This is a genomic window from Aeromicrobium sp. SORGH_AS_0981 (assembly GCF_031453195.1).
GTDB lineage: Bacteria > Actinomycetota > Actinomycetes > Propionibacteriales > Nocardioidaceae > Aeromicrobium.
This window is the reverse complement of record NZ_JAVIZD010000001.1, coordinates 1,615,234-1,634,318: the sequence shown is the minus strand read 5'-3', so window position 1 is coordinate 1,634,318 and position 19,085 is coordinate 1,615,234. Positions and strand designations below refer to the sequence as shown.

At 72.7% G+C, this 19,085-nt stretch carries 19 protein-coding genes and 1 tRNA gene; 8 read left to right on the top strand and 12 right to left on the bottom strand.

The window, feature by feature from the left end; all coding sequences use genetic code 11:
- Positions 1-4: 4 nt before the first annotated feature.
- The 7 genes from QE370_RS08375 to QE370_RS08345 all read right to left on the bottom strand — a co-directional run bounded on the left by QE370_RS08375 (position 5) and on the right by QE370_RS08345 (position 6,912).
- Positions 5-454, bottom strand: a complete 450-nt coding sequence (locus QE370_RS08375; RefSeq protein WP_253027096.1) for a nuclear transport factor 2 family protein — start codon at positions 452-454, stop codon at positions 5-7.
- Positions 444-1,337: a dihydropteroate synthase gene (gene folP, locus QE370_RS08370; protein ID WP_396127811.1), complete on the bottom strand. Its 894-nt coding sequence runs from the start codon at positions 1,335-1,337 to the stop codon at positions 444-446. The genes QE370_RS08375 and folP overlap by 11 nt, the downstream gene beginning before the upstream one ends.
- A gap of 13 nt (positions 1,338-1,350) precedes the next feature.
- The gene (gene folE, locus QE370_RS08365) at positions 1,351-1,926 is read right to left on the bottom strand and encodes a GTP cyclohydrolase I FolE (RefSeq protein WP_067854402.1); all 576 of its coding nucleotides are present in this window, start codon (positions 1,924-1,926) and stop codon (positions 1,351-1,353) included.
- Positions 1,927-2,029: 103 nt separating this feature from the next.
- A complete protein-coding gene (gene ftsH / locus QE370_RS08360) occupies positions 2,030-4,072 on the bottom strand; it encodes an ATP-dependent zinc metalloprotease FtsH (protein WP_253027097.1) in 2,043 nt (680 codons plus the stop codon).
- A gap of 181 nt (positions 4,073-4,253) precedes the next feature.
- Positions 4,254-4,811 (bottom strand): hypoxanthine phosphoribosyltransferase, encoded by a 558-nt coding sequence (gene hpt, locus QE370_RS08355; RefSeq protein ID WP_253027098.1) that lies wholly within the window; start codon positions 4,809-4,811, stop codon positions 4,254-4,256.
- Positions 4,812-4,896: 85 nt separating this feature from the next.
- Complete coding sequence (gene tilS / locus QE370_RS08350; RefSeq protein WP_309634076.1) at positions 4,897-5,832, bottom strand: tRNA lysidine(34) synthetase TilS; 936 nt, start codon at positions 5,830-5,832, stop codon at positions 4,897-4,899.
- A 12-nt stretch (positions 5,833-5,844) separates the two neighbouring features.
- Positions 5,845-6,912 (bottom strand): zinc-dependent metalloprotease, encoded by a 1,068-nt coding sequence (locus QE370_RS08345; RefSeq protein ID WP_309634075.1) that lies wholly within the window; start codon positions 6,910-6,912, stop codon positions 5,845-5,847.
- Positions 6,913-7,000: 88 nt separating this feature from the next.
- Here QE370_RS08345 and QE370_RS08340 point away from each other — a divergent pair, with 88 nt between their 5' ends.
- From QE370_RS08340 to mnhG, 6 genes are read left to right on the top strand one after another with little or no spacing between them, the layout of a single operon-like run.
- Positions 7,001-9,913, top strand: coding sequence for a Na+/H+ antiporter subunit A (locus tag QE370_RS08340; protein ID WP_309634074.1), 2,913 nt, complete (start codon positions 7,001-7,003; stop codon positions 9,911-9,913).
- Positions 9,910-10,329, top strand: a complete 420-nt coding sequence (locus QE370_RS08335) for a Na(+)/H(+) antiporter subunit C (RefSeq protein WP_067854384.1) — start codon at positions 9,910-9,912, stop codon at positions 10,327-10,329. The genes QE370_RS08340 and QE370_RS08335 overlap by 4 nt, the downstream gene beginning before the upstream one ends.
- On the top strand, positions 10,326-11,933 hold the full coding sequence (locus QE370_RS08330) for a Na+/H+ antiporter subunit D (RefSeq protein WP_286689977.1): 1,608 nt from the start codon (positions 10,326-10,328) through the stop codon (positions 11,931-11,933). Before QE370_RS08335 ends, QE370_RS08330 begins: the two co-directional genes overlap by 4 nt.
- The gene (locus QE370_RS08325) at positions 11,930-12,463 is read left to right on the top strand and encodes a Na+/H+ antiporter subunit E (protein WP_083516206.1); all 534 of its coding nucleotides are present in this window, start codon (positions 11,930-11,932) and stop codon (positions 12,461-12,463) included. The genes QE370_RS08330 and QE370_RS08325 overlap by 4 nt, the downstream gene beginning before the upstream one ends.
- Positions 12,460-12,738: a monovalent cation/H+ antiporter complex subunit F gene (locus QE370_RS08320; protein WP_067854374.1), complete on the top strand. Its 279-nt coding sequence runs from the start codon at positions 12,460-12,462 to the stop codon at positions 12,736-12,738. The genes QE370_RS08325 and QE370_RS08320 overlap by 4 nt, the downstream gene beginning before the upstream one ends.
- Positions 12,735-13,079: a monovalent cation/H(+) antiporter subunit G gene (gene mnhG / locus QE370_RS08315; protein WP_309634073.1), complete on the top strand. Its 345-nt coding sequence runs from the start codon at positions 12,735-12,737 to the stop codon at positions 13,077-13,079. Before QE370_RS08320 ends, mnhG begins: the two co-directional genes overlap by 4 nt.
- A 75-nt stretch (positions 13,080-13,154) precedes the next feature.
- Here the strand turns inward: mnhG and QE370_RS08310 are convergent, their stop codons facing one another.
- The gene (locus QE370_RS08310; RefSeq protein ID WP_253023304.1) at positions 13,155-14,069 is read right to left on the bottom strand and encodes a DUF559 domain-containing protein; all 915 of its coding nucleotides are present in this window, start codon (positions 14,067-14,069) and stop codon (positions 13,155-13,157) included.
- A gap of 168 nt (positions 14,070-14,237) precedes the next feature.
- Here QE370_RS08310 and QE370_RS08305 point away from each other — a divergent pair, with 168 nt between their 5' ends.
- On the top strand, positions 14,238-15,026 hold the full coding sequence (locus QE370_RS08305) for an exodeoxyribonuclease III (RefSeq protein ID WP_309634072.1): 789 nt from the start codon (positions 14,238-14,240) through the stop codon (positions 15,024-15,026).
- A gap of 3 nt (positions 15,027-15,029) precedes the next feature.
- Here QE370_RS08305 and QE370_RS08300 read toward each other — a convergent pair whose 3' ends face one another.
- From QE370_RS08300 to QE370_RS08285, 4 genes are all read right to left on the bottom strand, one after another.
- Positions 15,030-16,325 carry a class I SAM-dependent methyltransferase gene (locus tag QE370_RS08300; protein ID WP_067854366.1) on the bottom strand — a complete coding sequence of 432 codons (1,296 nt, stop codon included), beginning with the start codon at positions 16,323-16,325 and terminating at the stop codon, positions 15,030-15,032.
- Positions 16,322-17,683, bottom strand: coding sequence for an FAD-binding oxidoreductase (locus QE370_RS08295; protein ID WP_309634071.1), 1,362 nt, complete (start codon positions 17,681-17,683; stop codon positions 16,322-16,324). The genes QE370_RS08300 and QE370_RS08295 overlap by 4 nt, the downstream gene beginning before the upstream one ends.
- Positions 17,684-17,784: 101 nt before the next feature.
- Complete coding sequence (locus QE370_RS08290) at positions 17,785-18,447, bottom strand: pirin family protein (RefSeq protein WP_309634070.1); 663 nt, start codon at positions 18,445-18,447, stop codon at positions 17,785-17,787.
- Positions 18,440-18,781 (bottom strand): metallopeptidase family protein, encoded by a 342-nt coding sequence (locus tag QE370_RS08285; protein WP_256475015.1) that lies wholly within the window; start codon positions 18,779-18,781, stop codon positions 18,440-18,442. Before QE370_RS08285 ends, QE370_RS08290 begins: the two co-directional genes overlap by 8 nt.
- Positions 18,782-18,871: 90 nt before the next feature.
- On the opposite strand from QE370_RS08285, the gene QE370_RS08280 reads away from it, so the two are divergent.
- Positions 18,872-18,947: transfer RNA gene (locus tag QE370_RS08280), tRNA-Glu, on the top strand.
- Positions 18,948-19,085: the final 138 nt, after the last annotated feature.

The window sequence follows — 19,085 nt, the reverse complement described above, 5'->3', positions numbered from 1 at the left end:
CTCCTCAGGCCGGGTCGGTCATCCCGGGCTCCTGCGGGGCCTCGGGGTCGATGTCGAGCACGGGCGACGCGTGCCGCGACCAGAACCGCCAGTCGCCGCCGGAGCGGACGAGCACGGACGTGCAGACGGCCTTGCCGCCCGCGAACTGCTCGGGCGACTCGGTGCCCTCGCCCGACAGGATGTTCTCGGTGCAGGTGACGACGGCGAGGTCGGCGTTCGGGCCGAGCGGCCACGCGACCTGGACGTCGGTCAGGAAGAACTGGATGTACTCGACGTTGGCCATCAGGAGCGTCCACGACCTCAGCACCGTCTCGGTGCCCTCGAGCGCCTCGGCGCCGGGGTGCACGCAGGTGACGCTGGGCGAGTCGACCCAGAGCGACGCCATCAGGTCGACGTCGCCGGACTCGATCGCGTCGTAGAACGCGCGGTGCCGCACGAGCACCTCACTCGCCATGGTCGGCCCCGTCCTGCTCCTGGGCGACGCGGGCGACGACGCGCACAGCGTCGACCGAGGCGGCGACCTCGTGGACGCGCACCGCCCACGCGCCGTGCAGGGCGGCGAGGGTGGTCAGCGCGAGGGTGGCGGACTCGCGGCCCTCGGTGGGACGCAGCGTCCCGTCGGGGTCGGCCAGCAGCTCGCCGAGGAAGCGCTTGCGGCTCGCGGCCACGAGCACCGGATGCCCCAGCCCGACGAACGCGGCGAGGTCGCCGAGCACCGTCCAGTTCTGGGCGCCGGTCTTGGAGAAGCCCAGCCCCGGGTCGACGACGATCCGCTCCGCGTCGACCCCGGCGGCGAGGGCGTCGTCGATCCGGTCGCGCAGCTCGTGCAGCACGTCGGCCACGACGTCGTCGTAGTGCGTGAGGTCCTGCATCCGGTCGGAGTGCCCGCGCCAGTGCATGAGCACGAGGGGCGCGTCGCGCTCGGCCACCAGGGGGACCATGGCGGGGTCGGCACGACCGCCCGAGACGTCGTTGACCAGGGCCGCTCCGGCGTCGAGCGCGGCCTCGGCCACCGCCGCCCGCATCGTGTCCACGGACACGGCGTGCCCCTCCTCGGCGAGGGCACGCACGACCGGGACGACGCGGCGCAGCTCCTCGTCGAGGTCGACGCGCACCGCGCCGGGCCGGGTGGACTCCCCGCCCACGTCGACGACGTCGGCGCCCGCCGCGACCAGCTCGCGGCCGTGCTGCACGGCGCGGGCGGGGTCGAACCAGCGTCCGCCGTCGGAGAAGGAGTCGGGCGTGACGTTGACGACGCCCATGACCCGGCAGCGCCCGATCGGCTCCAGCACGGCGGGGCCGTCCAGGGTCGGGCCGTGCGGGCTCGGGGGCGTCATGGGACGGGCTCCGTCACCGGCGCGTCCCCGCGGTGATCAGGCCCATCGCCTCGGCGCGGGTGGCGGGGTCGCGCAGCTGGCCGCGGACGGCGCTCGTGACCGTGCGCGCCCCGCCCTTGCGGACGCCGCGCATGGCCATGCAGAGGTGCTCGGCCTCGATGACGACGATGACGCCGCGCGGCTCGAGCACGTCGGTGAGCGCGTCGGCGATCTGCGTGGTGAGCCGCTCCTGCACCTGCGGGCGACGGGCGAAGACGTCGACGAGGCGCGCCAGCTTGGACAGCCCGGTCACGAAGCCGTCCGCCCGCGGGATGTAGCCGACGTGGGCGACGCCGGTGAACGGCACGAGGTGGTGCTCGCACATCGACCAGAGCTCGATGTCCTTCACGAGCACCAGCTCGTCGTGACCGACGTCGAACGTGGCGGTCAGGACCTCGCGCGGGTCCTGGTCGAGGCCGGCGAGGAGCTCGTTGTAGGACCGGGCGACCCGGGCCGGCGTCTCCTTGAGCCCGTCGCGGTCGGGGTCCTCGCCCACCGCGAGGAGCAGCTCGCGCACCGCTGCCTCGGCCCGCGCCAGATCCACCGTCATGCCAGTTCTCCTGTCGAGGTACCGCGGCCCGGCCGCGCCGGTGCGGTGGGCGCCCGGTGCGCCCGCCCGTCGATCATGCCGTCGCGCCGGTCGGGGCGCACGCTCAGGCGGTGCCGGGACCGACCGGCCCCTGCGGGCCGGGATCGGTGGGCTGGGCCGGGTCGGCCGGCGGGGGCGCGTCGGGGCCGGAGTCGGGCCCGACGACGATGCCGGTGTCGGGCTCGGCGTCCTTGAGACGCGTGGCCTCGGGCGCCTCCACCGGCGGCCGGTCCGAGGGCTGACGGGTGTCGGAGCCGGTCCAGGCCGGACGCACCTCGCGACGGCGCAGCGGCTCGAAGATCCGGGCGACCTCGGCCTTGTCGAGCGTCTCCTTCTCCATCAGCTCGAGCACGAGGGCGTCGAGGACGTCGCGGTTGTCCTCGAGGATGTCGAAGGCCTCCTGGTGCGCGTGCGCGATGAGGGAGCTGACCTCCTCGTCGACGATCGCGGCGACCCGCTCGGAGTAGTCCCGCGAGTGGCCCATGCCCATGCCGCCGCCGAGGAACGGCTGGCTGTTGTCGCTGCCGAGCTTGATCGCGCCGACGCGCTCGCTCATGCCGTACTGCGTCACCATCGCGCGGGCCAGACCCGTGGCCTTCTCGATGTCGTTGCCGGCACCGGTGGTCGGGTTGTGGAAGACCAGCTCCTCGGCCGCGCGACCGCCGAGCATGTAGGCCAGCTTGTCCTGCAGCTCGGCACGCGTCTGGCTGTACTTGTCCTCGTCGGGCAGCACCATCGTGTAGCCGAGGGCCCGGCCGCGCGGGAGGATCGTGATCTTGTGCACCGGGTCGCTCTGCGGGAGCGCCGCGGCCACGAGCGCGTGGCCGCCCTCGTGGTACGCCGTGACGAGCCGCTCGTGCTCGTTCATGAGGCGCGTGCGCTTCTGCGGGCCGGCCATGACCCGGTCGATCGCCTCGTCGAGCGCGGCGTCGGTGATGACCTTCTGGTTGCTGCGGGCCGTGAGCAGCGCGGCCTCGTTGAGCACGTTCGCGAGGTCGGCGCCGCTGAAGCCGGGGGTCCGGCGTGCGACGCTGGACAGGTCGACGCCGGGGCCGATCGGCTTGCCGCGCGCGTGGACCTTGAGGATCGTCTCGCGACCCTTGAGGTCGGGCGCCTCGACGCCGATCTGCCGGTCGAAGCGACCGGGACGCAGGAGCGCCGGGTCGAGCACGTCGGGACGGTTCGTCGCCGCGATGAGGATGACGCCGCCGCGCACGTCGAAGCCGTCCATCTCGACGAGGAGCTGGTTGAGGGTCTGCTCGCGCTCGTCGTGGCCGCCGCCCATGCCGGTGCCGCGGTGGCGTCCGACGGCGTCGATCTCGTCGATGAAGACGATCGCGGGCGCGTTCTCCTTGGCCTGCTCGAAGAGGTCGCGGACGCGGCTGGCGCCGACACCGACGAACATCTCGACGAAGTCGGAGCCGGAGATCGAGTAGAACGGCACGCCGGCCTCGCCGGCCACCGCGCGCGCGAGCAGCGTCTTGCCGGTGCCGGGCGGGCCGTAGAGCAGCACGCCCTTGGGGATCTTGGCGCCGACCGCCTGGAACTTGGCGGGCTCCTGCAGGAACTCCTTGATCTCGCCGAGCTCCTCGATGGCCTCGTCGCAGCCGGCGACGTCGGCGAACGTGGTCTGCGGGGTGTCCTTCGTGATCAGCTTGGCGCGCGACTTGGCGAACTTCATGACGCCACCGCCGCCGCCCTGGAAGCGGGACATGAAGAACAGGAAGATGCCGACGAGCAGCAGGATCGGCAGGATCGAGCTGGCCAGGTAGGTCAGGAAGCCGGTCGTCGGGACCTTGACGTCGAAGGTCTTGAGCTTCTTGGCCGCGACCTGCGCCTCGGCCTTCTCGATGAGGCGCTCGCCCTGGCCGTCGAGGAACTTGGCGCGCACCTTGGTGCCGTCGTCGAGCGTGGCCTGGATGTCCTGGTCGCCCTGGACGAACGTGACCTCGCTGATCCGGCCGTCGTCGAGGTAGCCGACCATCGAGGCCGTGCGGACCTCCTTGTAGCCGTCGGCGCGACCGGACAGCTGGAGGGTGACGACGACGAGGACGAGGATGAGGACGATCCACACCCAGGGACCGCGGAACAGGCGCTTGGCGTTCATGGCACGGCCCGCAGACGGGCCACTCCTCCTCGTGTGCTCGGTCGGCGGACTCCCCCGCCGACACAGGGAACCGTACACGCCGGGGGGAATCCCGACCCGCCGATCTCCCACTCCTGCAACGTCGTGGACACCCCCGACGTTCCCGCGGTACGTCCGCCGCTCCGCGCAGCGCGCTCCCTGGTCAGGAGTAGACGTGCGGGGCGAGCGTGCCGATGCTGCGCAGGTTGCGGTAGCGCTCGGCGTAGTCGAGGCCGTAGCCCACGACGAAGGCGTTGGGGATGTCGAAGCCGACGTACTTGACGTCGACCTCCATCTGCAGGGCGTCGGGCTTGCGCAGGAGGGTCGCGATCTCCACCGACGCCGGGCCCCGCGAGCGCAGGTTGGTGACGAGCCACGACAGGGTCAGGCCGGTGTCGATGATGTCCTCGACGATGAGGACGTGGCGACCGGAGATGTCGGCGTCGAGGTCCTTGAGGATGCGCACGACCCCCGACGACGTGGTGCCGGACCCATAGGAGGAGACCGCCATCCAGTCCATCTCGACGTGCCGGTCGAAGCTGCGGGCGAGGTCGGCCATCACCATGACCGCGCCCTTGAGCACGCCGACCAGGAGCAGGTCGCGGCCCTCGTAGTCGGCCTCGACCTCCCGGGCGATCTCCTGGAGACGCCCGATGATCTGGTCCTCGGTGAACAGGGTCTGGTCGAGGTCGAGGTCGGACTCGACGTGCTGGAGGTCCACGACGCCAGCCTGCCACAGGAGCGGCCACCGAGGGGCCCAGCCCCCTCCCCCGTCCTTGCGTCGAGCAGCCTCGCGGGACGGACCGTCAGGGCCCGCGCAGGCGCCCGTCGGCTCGGCGGACCGCGACGTGACCGGGCAGCTCGACACGGTCCTGCCCGCGCCAGTCGGTGACGAGCCGGTCGAGGGCGGCGAGGTGGCTCGCGGCGAGCTCGCCCGGCCGCGCCCCGAGCTCCAGGGCCAGCCGGCGCAGCACGCGCGAGCGCAGCGCCGGCGGCAGCGCGGCCAGCGTCGCGACGTCGGCCGGGTCGGCGACCTCGCCGGCGAGCGCGTCGAGCAGAGCGGTGTCGTCGCGCAGCTGTCCGGCGGTGCGCGCGAGCGCCTCGGCGACGCCGCCACCGAGGACGTCGTCGAGCAGCGGCAGCACCTCGTGACGCACCCGCACCCGCCGGAGCGAGGGGTCGCGGTTGTGCGGGTCGTCCCACCAGCGCAGGTCGTGCGCGGTGCAGACGGCCTCGGTGTCGGCACGGCGCAGGCCGAGGAAGGGCCGGCGCCACGGCCCGTCGACCGCCGCCATCCCCGCCAGCGAGCGCGGGCCCGACCCCCGACCGAGCCCGAGCAGGACCGTCTCGGCCTGGTCGTCGAGCGTGTGCGCGAGGAGCACGACCCCCTCAGGACCCGCGGCGTCCCGGAGGGCGGCGCGTCGCGCCGAGCGCGCGGCACCCTCGGGTCCCCCGTCGGACCCGACGACCACCTGGACCACCTCGGCCGGCAGACCGAGCCCGCGGACCTGGTCGGCGGCGCGGTCGGCGACCTCGTCCGACGCGGCCTGCAGGCCGTGGTCGACCACGATGCCACGCACGGGGCGACGGTCGCGGTCGGCCACGAAGGCCGCGCACGCGGCGAGCGCCAACGAGTCGGCACCACCGGAGACCCCGAGCACGACCGGCACGGCAGCGTCGAGGTCGGCGAGCACGGCCCGGACCCCCGCACGACCACGGGCCTCGGCGTCGAGCAGCCTCACCCGGCGACCCCGTCAGCCGTGGACGCGCCGGACCCAGGCGTCCGGGTCGGTGATCTCGGCGCGGTCGGGCAGGTTCTCGGGCCTCTCCCACACCGCGTTGAACCCCGCGAGGCCCACCTGGTCGGTCACCTGGCGCACGAACACCGCACCGTCGCGGTACTGACGCATCTTGCCCTCCAGGCCGAGGAGCCGGCGCAGGAGCCGGTCGACGCCGTTGCCGCCCTTGCGCCGCGAGTCGAACCGGCGACGGATGGTGGCGACGGTCGGGATGACGTCGGGGCCGACCCCGTCCATGACGACGTCGGCGTGGCCCTCGAGCAGCGACATGACACCCGTGATGCGGTCGACGACGGCCTTCTGCCGCTCGTTCTGGAACACCTCGGCCAGCGAGGCCTCCGAGGTGCCGCGCACGACCTTGACCAGCTCCGGGAGCCCGTCGGTGAGGAAGCGCTGCAGCGCCTCGGAGTCGAGGTCGGTCGCCTCCGTCAGCTCGTCGATCAGCGTGCGGAGGTGGTCGCGCATCCACGGCACGGCGGTGAACTGCACCCGGTGCGTCTCCTCGTGCAGGCAGACCCACAGCCGGAAGTCGTGCGGGTCGACGTCGAGGCTGCGCTCGACCTGGACGATGTTGGGCGCCACGAGCAGGAGACGGCCGCCCTCGCCGCGCGGTCCGGTCCAGAACGGGTCGAACTGGCCCAGCACCTTGCCCGAGAGGAGCGCGACGAGGCCCCCGACCTCCGCCCCGCTGACCCGGCTCCCGACGGCGCGCGTCAGCCCGCCGACCGGGCCCGCCCCGCCGGAGCGACCCTGCTCGAGCCGGGCCACGACCGGGTCCATCAGCACCTCGAACGTGGCCAGGTTGGCCTCGATCCAGCGGGGACGGTCGACGACGAGGACCGGCGCCTGCGCCTGCACCGTGTCGGGGGCGTGCAGGTCGGAGAAGTCACGCACCGGACCCTCCGACCGCGCCGCCGCCTCGCGCAGCTCGGCGACCACGTCGTCGGCCTCCGCGGCCGAGAGGTCGGGGCCGGGCCGGGTGAGGGTCGTCGCCGTGCTCCGCGCGACGCGCCAGTCGATCATGCCGCCATGTCGTTCACTCGCTGACGCTCGCTCATGCGCCCACGGTACGACGTGCCGTCCCACGGGGCCGCCCGATAGGATGGCGGCAATGATCGGGCTTCTCGCGCTGCACCTCGTCGCCGCAGCGGGGGCCCCCGCCCTCACCCGGCTGCTCGACCGCCGCGCGTTCGTCGTGCTGGCCCTCGTCCCGGCCGCCTCGTTCCTGTGGCTGCTGCCCCGGGCGCTCGACGTCACCGACGGTGGTGCGCCGGTCGTCGAGCGGTGGTCCTGGATCCCCAGCCTGGGTGTCGACGTCGACCTCGTGCTCGACCCGCTCACCGCGATCATGTCGCTGGTCGTCACCGGCGTCGGCGCGCTCGTCCTCCTGTACTGCGGCTGGTACTTCCGCCACGGCGACCCCGAGATCTGGCGCTTCTCCGGCGTCCTGACGGCGTTCGCGGGCGCCATGCTCGGGCTCGTCCTGTCGGACAACATGTACGTGCTGTTCGTGTTCTGGGAGCTCACGACCGTCCTGTCGTACCTGCTCATCGGCCACAACCCCGAGCGCCGCGCGAACCGTCGGGCCGCGATGAACGCCCTCCTCGTCACCACGTTCGGCGGGCTCTCGATGCTCGTCGGCCTGTTCGTGCTGCACGCGCAGACCGGCACCCCCCGCCTGAGCGAGGTCGTCGCCGACCCGCCGTCCGGGCCGGCCGTCACCGCCGCCGTGGCGCTGCTCCTCGTCGCCGCGCTCAGCAAGTCGGCGCTGGCACCGTTCCACTTCTGGCTCCCGGGGGCCATGGCTGCACCCACCCCCGTCAGCGCCTACCTGCACGCCGCGGCCATGGTGAAGGCCGGCGTGTTCCTCGTCCTTCTCCTGGCGCCCGCGTTCGCCGACACCCCGGGCTGGCGTCCCGTGCTGCTGACGCTCGGCATCGTCACGATGATCATCGGCGGCCTGCGGGCGCTGCGCCAGCACGACATCAAGCTGCTCCTCGCCTACGGCACGGTCAGCCAGCTCGGCTTCCTGGTGGCCGTCGCAGGCGCCGGCACCCGCGCGGCGGCGTTCGCCGGACTGTCGCTCGTCCTCGGCCACGCGCTGTTCAAGTCGACCCTGTTCCTCGTGGTGGGCGTGGTCGACCGCAGCGTCGGCACGCGCGACCTGCGCGAGCTCACCGGCCTCGCCCGCTCCCTGCCCGTCCTCTTCGTGGCCACCGTGCTGGCCGCCGCGTCGATGGCGGGCCTGCCCCCGCTCCTCGGGTTCACCACGAAGGAGGCCGCGCTCGCGGCGTTCGTCGACCTCGGGGACGACGCCGGCATCGGCGCCTGGGGCACCCTCGCCCTCGCCGGTCTGGTGGTGGGGTCGGTGCTGACCGTCGCCTACACCGCGCGGTTCGTGTGGGGCACGTTCGGCACCAAGCAGGTCGCGGCCCCGACGCTGAACCCGCCCGGAGCGATGTTCCAGGCCTCGCCGGTCGTCCTGTCCGTCCTCGGCCTGGCGGCAGGCTTCGCGGGCGGGGTGCTCACCCCACGCATCGAGTCCTACAGCGACGCGTTCGGCGAGGGCGCGCACGCGCCCGTCCTGACGCTCTGGCACGGGTTCACCCCGGCCCTCTGGCTGTCGGTCGTCGTGGTGGTCGGCGGTCTCGCCCTCTGGCTGCTGCGCCGCCCCGTCGCACGGCTGCAGACGACCCTCGTCGAGCGGCTGCACCTGCCCGACGCCGAGCGCAGCTACCACGCGATCGTGCGCGGGGTCGACCGCGCGAGCATCGAGGTCACCGGCTTCACGCAGCGCGGATCCCTCCCGTTCTACCTGGGCATCGTCCTCGTGGTGCTCGTGGTCGTCCCGGGCACGGCCGCCGTGCGAGCGTGGGGCACGCCCGACGTCTCCGTCGGCGACGGCAGCACGTTCGGCCCCGACGACGCCCTGCGGGTCGCGACGGTGGCGCTCGTGTGCGCCGCGGCCCTGCTGACCGTGCGCTCGCGCCGCCGGCTGCGAGCCGTGCTCCTGCTCGGCGTGACCGGCTACGGCACGGCCCTGCTGTTCGTGCTGCACGGCGCCCCCGACCTCGCGCTCACCCAGGTGCTCGTCGAGACCTTCGCGCTCGTGACGTTCGTGCTCGTGCTGCGTCGCTTCACCCCGTTCTTCTCCGACCGTCCCTTCACCGTCACCCGACGCGTGCGCATCGTGATCGGCGCGACCGCGGGGCTCGCCGTCGGCGCCTACGCGGTCGTCGCCGCCAACGCCCGGACCGCATCGCCCATCGGTCGTGCCTTCGAGGGGCCGGCCTACGAGTTCGGCGGCGGCGAGAACATCGTCAACATCACCCTCGTCGACATCCGCGTGTGGGACACCTTCGGCGAGCTGGCCGTGCTCGTCGTGGCCGCCACCGGCATCGCGAGCCTCATCTTCCTCATCACCGACCGCGCGCAGTCCCACCGCGAGACGCGTCGCGCCCGGCCCGGACCGAGCGACGAGCGCCAGGGCTGGCTGCCCGGCGCCGTGGCCCTGGAGGACGTGCGCCGCTCCGTCGTGTTCGAGGTGGTGGCCCGCGCCGTGTTCCCGGTGCTGATGATCTTCTCGGTCTACCTGATGTTCACGGGCCACTACACGCCCGGTGGCGGCTTCGCCGGCGGCCTGGTCGCGGGCCTCGCGCTCGCGGTGCGCTACCTCGCCGGCGGGCGTCGCGAGCTCGACGCCGCGGCGCCCGTCGACGCCGGCGTGGTGCTCGGGTCGGGACTGGCCGTCGCGGCGCTGTCGGGGATCGTGCCGGTGCTCGTGGGCGCGAACACCTTCCAGAGCGGCGTCTTCGACGTCCCGGTGCCGCTGCTCGGCGACGTGCACGTGGTCACCTCGGTCGCGTTCGACGTCGGCGTCTACCTCGTGGTCGTCGGCCTGGCGCTCGACGTCCTGCGCAGCCTGGGCGGCGGGATCGACCGCCACGGCGAGCAAGGACACACCGACTCCGGCCTGTCCGAGGAGTGCACCAGCGCTCCCTCGCGGGGAGGGGCGCCCGCATGACCGTCGACCTCGCCCTCGTGCTCGCCATCGTCGTCCTCGTCGGCTGCGGCACCACGCTCATGCTCGAGCGCAGCCTCAGCCGGATCCTGGTCGGCTTCGTCATGGTCGGCAACGGCGTCAACCTGCTGTTCCTCGTGGCCTCGGGCCCCAGCGGCGCACCGCCCATCGTCGGCCGCGGCGGCATCACCGACCCGCTCCCCCAGGCCATGGCCCTCACGGCGATCGTCATCACCCTCGGCGTGAGCGCGTTCGGGCTGGCGCTGGCCTACCGCTCGTGGCAGCTGTCGGGCAACGACGACGTGAAGGACGACGTCGAGGACGACCTGATCCGGCGGCGCGCGGAGGCCGACGAGACGTCGAGCTCCTTCGACGAGCCCGAGACCGACGTCCCCGACGAGGAAGGTGCCGACGCATGACCCAGCTCGTCGTCCTGCCCGTGCTCCTCCCGCTGCTCGGCGCGGGGCTGTGCCTCGTGCTCGGTCGGTCCGCGCGCGCCCAGCGCATCGTCAGCGTCGCCGTCCTGACGGCCGTGGTCGCCACCGCGTCGGTGCTGCTCTACCGCGCCGACACCCAGGGTCCGCAGGCGCTGACCGTCGCCGGCTGGGGACCCGAGATCGGCATCACCCTCGTCGCCGACCGGCTGTCGGCGCTGATGCTGCTCGTCTCGTCCGTGGTGACCCTCGCCGTGCTGCTCTACTCCTTCGGGCAGGGCATCGTCGAGTACGGCCGCGACACGCCGCTGTCGGTGTTCCACCCGACGTACCTCGTGCTGAGCGCGGGGGTGTCGAACGCGTTCCTGTCGGCCGACCTGTTCAACCTGTTCGTCGGGTTCGAGGTGCTGCTCGCGGCCAGCTACGTGCTCATCACGCTCGGCGGCACGGAGGCACGGATCCGCGCCGGCACGGTCTACATCGTGGTCAGCCTGCTGTCGTCGATCATCTTCCTCATCGCGATCGCCTGCATCTACGCCGCGGTCGGCACCGTGAACTTCGCCCAGCTGTCGCAGCGGCTCGGCGACCTCGACCCCGCGGTCGCGCACCTGCTGCAGCTGCTGCTGCTCACCGTGTTCTGCATCAAGGCGGCCGTGTTCCCGCTGTCGGCCTGGCTGCCCGACTCCTACCCGACCGCGCCGGCACCGGTCACCGCCGTCTTCGCGGGCCTGCTGACCAAGGTCGGCGTGTACGCGATCGTCCGGACCCAGACGCTGCTGTTCCCCGACGACTCCTTGCGACCGTTGCTGCTGACCATGGCGATCCTGACGATGGTCGTCGGCATCCTCGGCGCGGTCGCGCAGACCGACATCAAGCGCATCCTGTCCTTCACCCTGGTGAGCCACATCGGCTACATGCTGCTCGGAGTGGCCCTCGGCTCGGAGCTCGCGCTGTCGGGCGCGGTCTACTACATCGCGCACCACATCACCGTGCAGACGGCGCTGTTCCTGCTGGCCGGGCTCGTGGAGTACCGCACGGGCACGACGAACCTCGACCGGCTCGGTGGTCTCGCCCGGTCGGCGCCGATCCTCGCCGTCGCCTTCTTCGTGCCCGCCATGAACCTGGCCGGCATCCCGCCGTTCTCCGGCTTCCTCGGCAAGGTCGCGCTCGGGCGGGCGGGCATCGAGGCGGGCGACTGGCTGGCCGTGACGGCCGTCGTGGCCAGCGTCGCGGTGAGCCTCCTGACGCTGTACGCGGTCGCCAAGGTCTGGAACCGGGCCTTCTGGCAGCCGGTCGACGACGACCTCGCGCAGTCGGTGGTCGACGACGGCTCCGACGTCTGGTCGCACGGCGCCCTGCACGGCGGTGGCGACGTGTCCACCCGCACGCAGCAGACGTCGTCGTGGGCGCGCGTCGCCGAGGAGCAGAGGCTGCCGCTCGGCATGGGCCTGCCGACCCTGGGCCTCGTGGTCGCCTCCGTCGCGCTCACGGTGTTCGCCGGTCCGCTGTTCCGGGTCACCGACGCCGCGGCCGACGAGCTGCTGCAGCGCACGCCGTACGTGCAGGCCGTCCTGGGCGGCGACCGATGATGCCGCGCTGGCGGATCGTCGTCGGCCTGACCGCGATCTGGCTGCTGCTGTGGGGCGCGATCACGCCGACGCTGGTCGTGGGCGGCGTGCTCACGTCGGTGCTCGTGCTGATGCTGTTCCCGTTCCCGCAGGCTCCGTGGCGCTGGACGCTGCGGCCCTGGCCGACCCTGACGATGCTGCTGCGCTTCGTCGTCGACCTCGTGCGCGCGTCGGTGCAGGTGTCGTGGCTGGCCGTGCGCCCGGCCGCGCCGCCGCCCAGCGCGGTCGTGCGGGTGCCCCTGGAGACGCGCAACGAGCTGCTGGTGACGGTCACGGCCGAGCTGGTGTCGCTGGTGCCCGGGTCGCTGCTGGTCGAGCTCGACCCCGAGCAGCCCGCGCTGTACCTGCACGTGCTCGACGCCCGCTCCCCCGAGCACCTCGACCGGGCGGTCGCGAGCGTCCACGAGCAGGAGCGACGCGTCGTCGAGGCGATGGCGCCGAAGGACGAGCGCGACGCCTACCGCCGCCTCGCGCAGGAGGTGTCCCGATGATCCCCGTCGCCGTCGCGTGCGCGTCGATGCTCGCCGTCACGGGCGTCCTCTGCCTGGTCCGGATCGTCCGCGGGCCGACGATGCTCGACCGCACGGTCGCGGCCGACGTCTTCGTCGCCGCCTGCCTGTCCGCCGTCGGCGTCGAGGCGGCGATCGCCGGCCACGTCGACACGGCGCCCGTGCTGCTCGCGCTGGCCCTGGTCGGGTTCCTGGGCTCGGTGAGCATCGCCCGGTTCGCCGCCCGCGACATCGACGCTCCCCGGGAGGACGCATGACGACCGACCTGCTCGTCGACGTCGCGTCGGGGGCGCTGCTGCTGGTGGGCAGCGCGCTGGCGCTGGTGGCCGCGATCGGCCTGGTGCGGTTCCCGGACGTGCTGACCCGCATGCACGCGGCCACGAAGCCGCAGACCCTCGGACTCCTGCTGGTGCTCGCGGGCCTGGCGCTGCGCGTCCGCGACCCCGGCGCCCTGACGATCATCGCCCTCGTCGCCCTGTTCCAGCTCGTCACGGCCCCGGTGTCGGCCCACATGGTCGCGCGCGCCGCCTTCCGCACCGGCATCGCCAACACCTCCCGCCTCGAGCGCAACGACCTCAACGACCTCAACGACGCGTAGTCCCCCCGTTTCGGAACGTCATCGCCCTTCTGCGCGCCAGAGAGGGGCGATGACGTTCCGAATCTTGGGGGAAAGTCATCGCGACGCCGGGAACCAGCGGTGCCACATCGCGCTCATGACCGGGTCGGGACCGCGGTAGCCACGCGAGACGAGAGCCTGATGGATCCGGCGCACGACCTGCGCAGGGTCGCGCAGGTCCTCGGCTGACACGATCACCACGCGGTAGCCCAGCGCCTCCAGTGCTTCGCGACGCAACCGGTCGCGGTGCCACTGGCGCGGGTCCGTCTCGTGATGACGGCCGTCGTACTCCACGACCACGCGGTACTCCTCGAGCAGCATGTCGACCCGGGCCACGAACCGACCTCGCTCGTCGCGCACGTCGACGTTCAGTCGAGGGCGAGGGAGTCGGGCCAGCACCACCATCAGCCTCAGCGTCGTCTCCCGCGGCGACTCCGCACCGTCGGCGACCAGGACGAGGGCGCGGCGTGCGCGGCGGACCCCGTGCAGGTGACGACCCCAGCAGTAGCCGAAGAGCTGGTCCCGCGTCAGCGCCCCGATGTTCACCAGGTGATCCATCAGCTGCACGAGCTGCACGAGGCCGAGCTCGCGCGCGCAGTCGACCACCGTCCGTGCCGCGGTCGTGACCCGGAAGCCGTCGCGTCGGACGTGGTCGATCGGGTGACGGTGCCGGTGCAGGTGCACGGGCAGCCGCGTCCGCGCGTCCGACTGCGTCGCGAAGTGCAGGCCCCGGTGCCCGGACGGGTCGAACCCCCACGCACGCGCGGCCGTGACACCGCTGACCACGGTGTCGTCGGGCAGCTTCAGCAGCGCGCCGCGGGCCAGCACCTGGAGCCCGACGTCGAGCCCGGACCAGACGTACACGTCGGGGAAGAGGCGCCGGTAGCGCCGACCCTGCAGCGCCTTCCACGTCACGCCCGACCGTGCCGCCTCGGCGGACGTGAACGGTCGGTCCCGCAACTCATCAGGCACGTCCTCCATGCCTGGAGCCTGGCCTGGACGCCCCGTCCGCTCATCCCGCTGCCCACAGACTCCTCCCTCCCCCGACGATTCGGAACCTCATCGCCCATCTCTGCGCCCAAAAAGGGCGATGACGTTCCGAATCGTGGGGAGTCGCGAGGCTGTTGGTAGGTTCGGGGGGTGCGTATCGCGACCTGGAACGTGAACTCGATCCGTAGCCGCGTCGACCGGGTGACGGCCTTCCTGGAGCGGCACGACGTCGACGTGCTGGCGATCCAGGAGACGAAGTGTCGCGAGGACCAGTTCCCCGCACTGGAGCTCTCGTCGATGGGCTACGAGTACGTCCACGTCGGGCTGAACCAGTGGAACGGGGTGGCCCTGCTGTCGCGGGTCGGGCTCGACGACGTCACGACGTCGTTCGCCGACCAGCCGACGTTCGGCGACCCGCCCGTGCTGGAGCCCCGCGCGGTCGGCGCCACGTGCGGCGGCGTGCGGGTGTGGAGCCTGTACGTGCCGAACGGTCGCGACCTGGAGCACGAGCACTACGCCTACAAGCTCGAGTGGCTGGCCCGACTCCGCGCCGACGCCGAGGGCTGGCTCGCGGCCGACCCCGACGCGCAGATCGCGCTCACCGGCGACTGGAACATCGCTCCGCAGGACGACGACGTCTGGGACATGGCGGTCTTCGAGGGCAAGACCCACGTGTCCGAGCCCGAGCGTGCCGCGTTCCGCGCCATGGTCGACACCGGCTTCAGCGACGTCGTCCGCCCCTACGCCCCCGGGCCCGGCACGTACACCTACTGGGACTACCAGCAGCTGGCGTTCCCGAAGAAGCGCGGCCTGCGCATCGACTTCGTGCTCGCCTCCCCGGCCCTCGCGGCCCGCGTCGACGGGGCGTTCATCGACCGCGAGGAGCGCAAGGGCAAGGGCGCGAGCGACCACGCCCCCGTCGTGGTCGACCTCACCTGAGGCTCAGCTGCCCCAAGTGGGGCGCAGCGGCATCTGGGCGTCACCGTCGGCGCCGACCTTGACGCCGAGCACCTGGTGCAGGCCGATCTCGTTGCGCTCGAAGGCGAGCCGCGAGCCGGCCATGTACAGGCCCCAGACCTTGGCGACGCCGAGGCTGACCTCGCCGAGCGCGTCGTCCCAGCCCTGCTCGAGGTTGCGGCACCAGTCGCGCAGCGTGAGCGCGTAGTGCTCGCGCAGGTCCTCCACGTGGCGGACCTCGAGACCGTGGTCGTGCATGGCGGTCACGATGGTGCCGACGGGCGCCAGCTCGCCGTCGGGGAAGACGTAGCGGTCGATGAAGGCCCCGGCCTTGGTCGACAGGGATCCGTCACGGCGCGTGATGCAGTGGTTGAGCATCCGACCACCGACGCGCAGCTTGCCCTGCAGGAACGTGAAGTAGTCGGGGTAGTTGCGGACCCCGATGTGCTCGAGCAGGCCGATCGAGGAGACGGCGTCGAAGCCCTCCTCCTCGACGTCGCGGTAGTCGCCGAAGCGGACCTCGGCCAGGTGGTCCAGGCCCGCGTCCTTGATCGCCTGCTGCGCCCACTCCGCCTGCTGACGGCTCAGGGTCACACCGAGCGCCTGCACGCCGTAGTGCTCGGCGGCGTGACGGACCATGCCACCCCAGCCGCAGCCGACGTCGAGCAGCCGGTCGCCGGGCTTGAGCCCCAGCTTGCGGCACACGAGGTCGAACTTCTCGAACTGCGCCTGCTCGAGGGTGGCGTCCTCGTCGGGGAAGACGGCGCAGGTGTAGGCCATCGACGGGCCGAGGACGATCTCGTAGAAGCGGTTCGAGACGTCGTAGTGGTGGTGGATCGCCTCGGCGTCACGCGCCTTGCTGTGGCGCAGTCCCTCGACCATGCGACGCCAGCGCGGCTGGTGCTCCTCCGGCGGCGGGGGCGGCGGCTTGAGGTTCGACAGCCCGAGGCTGCGCACGACCTGGAGGAGCTCGGCCGGGCCGGGCATGCGCAGCCGCAGCCGGCTCTGCACGAGCGCCATCATCTCGTAGGGGTCGGCGAGCGAGACGCCGTCGAGCTCGAGGTCGCCGGAGACGAACGCCCGGGCGAAGCCGAGGTCGCCGGGGGCGGTCATGAGGTAGGCCAGGCCGCGCTCGTTGACCAGTCGCGCCGTGAAGGGCGCGTCGACCGGCCCGGCGCTGCTGCCGTCGTACGCCTCGAGCCGGAACGGCATGCCGTCGCGCATCAGGCGCGACACGGCCTCCGCGATCGTCAACGTCTCGCTCTCGCGGATGCTGCTCATGAGTTCCTCACCGCTTTCTCGTACAGGGAGCTGAGGCGCCCCTCGGGGTCGTGGACGGCACGCACCGCGTCGAGCGCGGCGGTGCCGTAGAGCCGGGCGAAGGTGTCCTCGTCGTAGAAGGCCTCGGAGTAGAGGGACTTGTGGCCGCCGAGGGTGTGCACGTGCTCCTCGATGCGTCGGTTCACGGCACCCTCGGGCGTCCCGGCCGGCACGACGACCGTGCCCCAGAAGCCGAGGTTGACGTAGGTCTCGCCGGGCGCGAGCGGGTAGCCGGCCCAGGCCCGGGTGGTGCGCAGCGGGCACAGCCACACCGGCCGCATGCCCACCTCGGCGTCGAACCACTCGAGGAAGGCCGGCACGGCGTCGACGGGGACCTCGACGTCCTGGATGACGCGTTCGCGACCGGAGACCCTCTTGACCCGGTCGAGCAGCCTGCTGAGCCCGACGCGCGCGTCGAGGGAGACCAGGCGGTGGTAGACGTCGGAGCGACGCCAGCGTCGCGGCCAGAGCCGACGCACGAGGGGCTGCTGGGCCCCGAACGCGGCCGAGCACCAGAACCAGTCGGTGTCCCAGCGCCACAGGTAGTCGTACATGGTCAGCCGGTCGGTCTCGCGACGCTGCAGCGAGCGGTAGTAGACGTCCTGGCCCGCGTAGTCCGACGTCGGGCCCGGCTCGTCGGTGAACCGCGCGAGCGTCACGTAGACCTCGGTGGGCGTGAACGCGGTGGCGTCGAGGCCGTGCACCGGCTCGCCGTGCCACTGCTGGGTCTCGGTGACGTCGGCGAGGGCCTGCGCCGCCTGCTTGGCGTCGTCGAAGCGGACGTGGCGCAGCGCGACGTACGGCGGGACGGCCTCGAGCCGGATGCGCAGGCGGGTGGCGTAGCCGAGGCTGCCGTAGGAGTTCGGGAAGGCGTCGAAGAGGTCGTCGCCGGGTCGGCAGGTGACGACCTCGCCCGACCCGGTGAGCACGTCCATCTCCAGCACCGACTCGTGCGGGAGGCCGTTGCGGAACGACGTCGACTCGATGCCGAGGCCGGTGACCGCGCCGCCGAGCGTGATGGTGCGCAGCTGCGGCACGACGTAGGGGATGAGCCCGTGCGGCAGGGTCGCGTCGACGAGGTCCTCGTAGGTGCACATGCCCTGCACGTCCGCCGTGCGCGCGTCGACGTCGAGCGCGACGACGCCGTCGAGCCCGGCGACGTCGAGCCCCGGCGCGTCGGTCGCGGCACGCGGTCGGAACAGGTTGCTCGTCCGCTTCGCCAGCCGCACCGGCGATCCGGCCGGGATCGCCGCGTAGGAGGCGAGCAGCCGGTCGACGGCGCGCTGGTGCTCGGTCCACCCCTTCAGGACGTCAGCCATGACCTCAGCCTAAGTGCGACCTTTTTCCAAACGCCACCCGGAGGTTGCAAACGTCAACTACTGTGGCGCGGCTCTCACGGCCCAGCCCTCCGGCACAGGTGTCAGGTCGCGGCGCCGAGCCGCCACACGAGCGCCTCGCCGTCACCCGCCAGCACGACGTCGTCCTCGACCGCGTCGGCCCGCAGCGCGTCGCCGGGACCGAGCAGCCCTCCCGCCACCTGCACGGAGCCCCGTGTCACGTGCACGAGGAGGGCGGCCGAGGCGGGGACGGTCACGGGCGCGTCGACGCTCGGGCGGGCGACGAGCAGCTCCGCGTCGGCGTGCAGCGTGACGCCGGGGTGCAGGCCGGGGCCCGTCGGCACGACGAGCGACGCGTACTCCGGTGCCGACGCGTGCCGCGAGCGCAGCATCGTCTGGACGAACCGCAGCGGCTCGACGTCGGAGGCGTTCAGCTCCTCGTGCCGCGCACCGTCGCCCGCGCTCAGGCGTTGTGCCGTGCCGGGTCGCACGGTGCCGTGGGTCCCGGTCGTGTCGCGGTGGGCGAGCTCGCCGTCGAGCACCCAGGTGACGATCTCGACGTCGCTGTGGCGGTGCTCGGCGTACCCGCGACCCGGGTCGACGACCTCCTCGTTGACCGCCACGACCGCGCCGAAACCCGTGTTGGCGGGGTCGTAGTGGACGCCGTAGGAGAACGAGTGCAGGGTCCGGACGCCGTCGCCCTCGCTCACGTACCGCTCGCCCGCGCGGCGGACCTCGCTACGCATAGCCGAGCTCGTGCAGGCGCTCGTCGTCGATGCCGAAGTGGTGGGCGATCTCGTGGACCACCGTGATGCCGACCTCCTCGACGACCTCGGCCTCCGTCTCGCAGATCGCCAGGGTCGGCCGGCGGAAGATCATGATGCGGTCGGGCAGGACGCCGCCGTACGCGGTGTCGCGCTCGGTGAGGGCCACCCCGTCGTAGAGACCGAGCAGGTCGGGGTCGTCGGCCGGCGCGTCGTCCTCGACGAACAGCACGACGTTGTCGAGCAGCGCGGTCAGCTCCTGCGGCACCTGCGCGAACGCGGCCTCGACCAGCTCGGCGAACCGGTCCTCGCTCATCTCCACCACGCCCCCATCCTGCCCGAGGGCCGGTGGGGACCCGGGCGTGCAGGCCGCCGGGGCCCGCCACCCGTATGCTGGGTCCGCCGCGCCCCCTTCGTCTAGCGGCCCAGGACGCCGCCCTTTCAAGGCGGTAGCGCGGGTTCGAATCCCGTAGGGGGTACCACCGGCAGGTCGCTCGGCGACCCGCCTGTCCCGCACCTGTCACCGCCGCGTCCTCCTACGTCGCGCCGTGATGCCGTCGTGCTGCGTCGCGCCCGACCACGTGCCTCGACGGCACCGCCCCGGGGCATCTCCAGGCCCG

Excerpts from the sequence above, each read along its gene's own strand:
- QE370_RS08375 (WP_253027096.1), bottom strand. The coding sequence starts at position 454 with ATGGCGAGTGAGGTGCTCGTGCGGCACCGCGCGTTCTACGACGCGATC.
- folP (WP_396127811.1), bottom strand. The coding sequence starts at position 1,337 with ATGACGCCCCCGAGCCCGCACGGCCCGACCCTGGACGGCCCCGCCGTG.
- folE (WP_067854402.1), bottom strand. The coding sequence starts at position 1,926 with ATGACGGTGGATCTGGCGCGGGCCGAGGCAGCGGTGCGCGAGCTGCTC.
- ftsH (WP_253027097.1), bottom strand. The coding sequence starts at position 4,072 with ATGAACGCCAAGCGCCTGTTCCGCGGTCCCTGGGTGTGGATCGTCCTC.
- QE370_RS08345 (WP_309634075.1), bottom strand. The coding sequence starts at position 6,912 with ATGATCGACTGGCGCGTCGCGCGGAGCACGGCGACGACCCTCACCCGG.
- QE370_RS08340 (WP_309634074.1), top strand. The coding sequence starts at position 7,001 with ATGATCGGGCTTCTCGCGCTGCACCTCGTCGCCGCAGCGGGGGCCCCC.
- QE370_RS08335 (WP_067854384.1), top strand. The coding sequence starts at position 9,910 with ATGACCGTCGACCTCGCCCTCGTGCTCGCCATCGTCGTCCTCGTCGGC.
- QE370_RS08330 (WP_286689977.1), top strand. The coding sequence starts at position 10,326 with ATGACCCAGCTCGTCGTCCTGCCCGTGCTCCTCCCGCTGCTCGGCGCG.
- QE370_RS08325 (WP_083516206.1), top strand. The coding sequence starts at position 11,930 with ATGATGCCGCGCTGGCGGATCGTCGTCGGCCTGACCGCGATCTGGCTG.
- QE370_RS08320 (WP_067854374.1), top strand. The coding sequence starts at position 12,460 with ATGATCCCCGTCGCCGTCGCGTGCGCGTCGATGCTCGCCGTCACGGGC.
- mnhG (WP_309634073.1), top strand. The coding sequence starts at position 12,735 with ATGACGACCGACCTGCTCGTCGACGTCGCGTCGGGGGCGCTGCTGCTG.
- QE370_RS08300 (WP_067854366.1), bottom strand. The coding sequence starts at position 16,325 with ATGAGCAGCATCCGCGAGAGCGAGACGTTGACGATCGCGGAGGCCGTG.
- QE370_RS08295 (WP_309634071.1), bottom strand. The coding sequence starts at position 17,683 with ATGGCTGACGTCCTGAAGGGGTGGACCGAGCACCAGCGCGCCGTCGAC.
- QE370_RS08290 (WP_309634070.1), bottom strand. The coding sequence starts at position 18,447 with ATGCGTAGCGAGGTCCGCCGCGCGGGCGAGCGGTACGTGAGCGAGGGC.
- QE370_RS08285 (WP_256475015.1), bottom strand. The coding sequence starts at position 18,781 with ATGAGCGAGGACCGGTTCGCCGAGCTGGTCGAGGCCGCGTTCGCGCAG.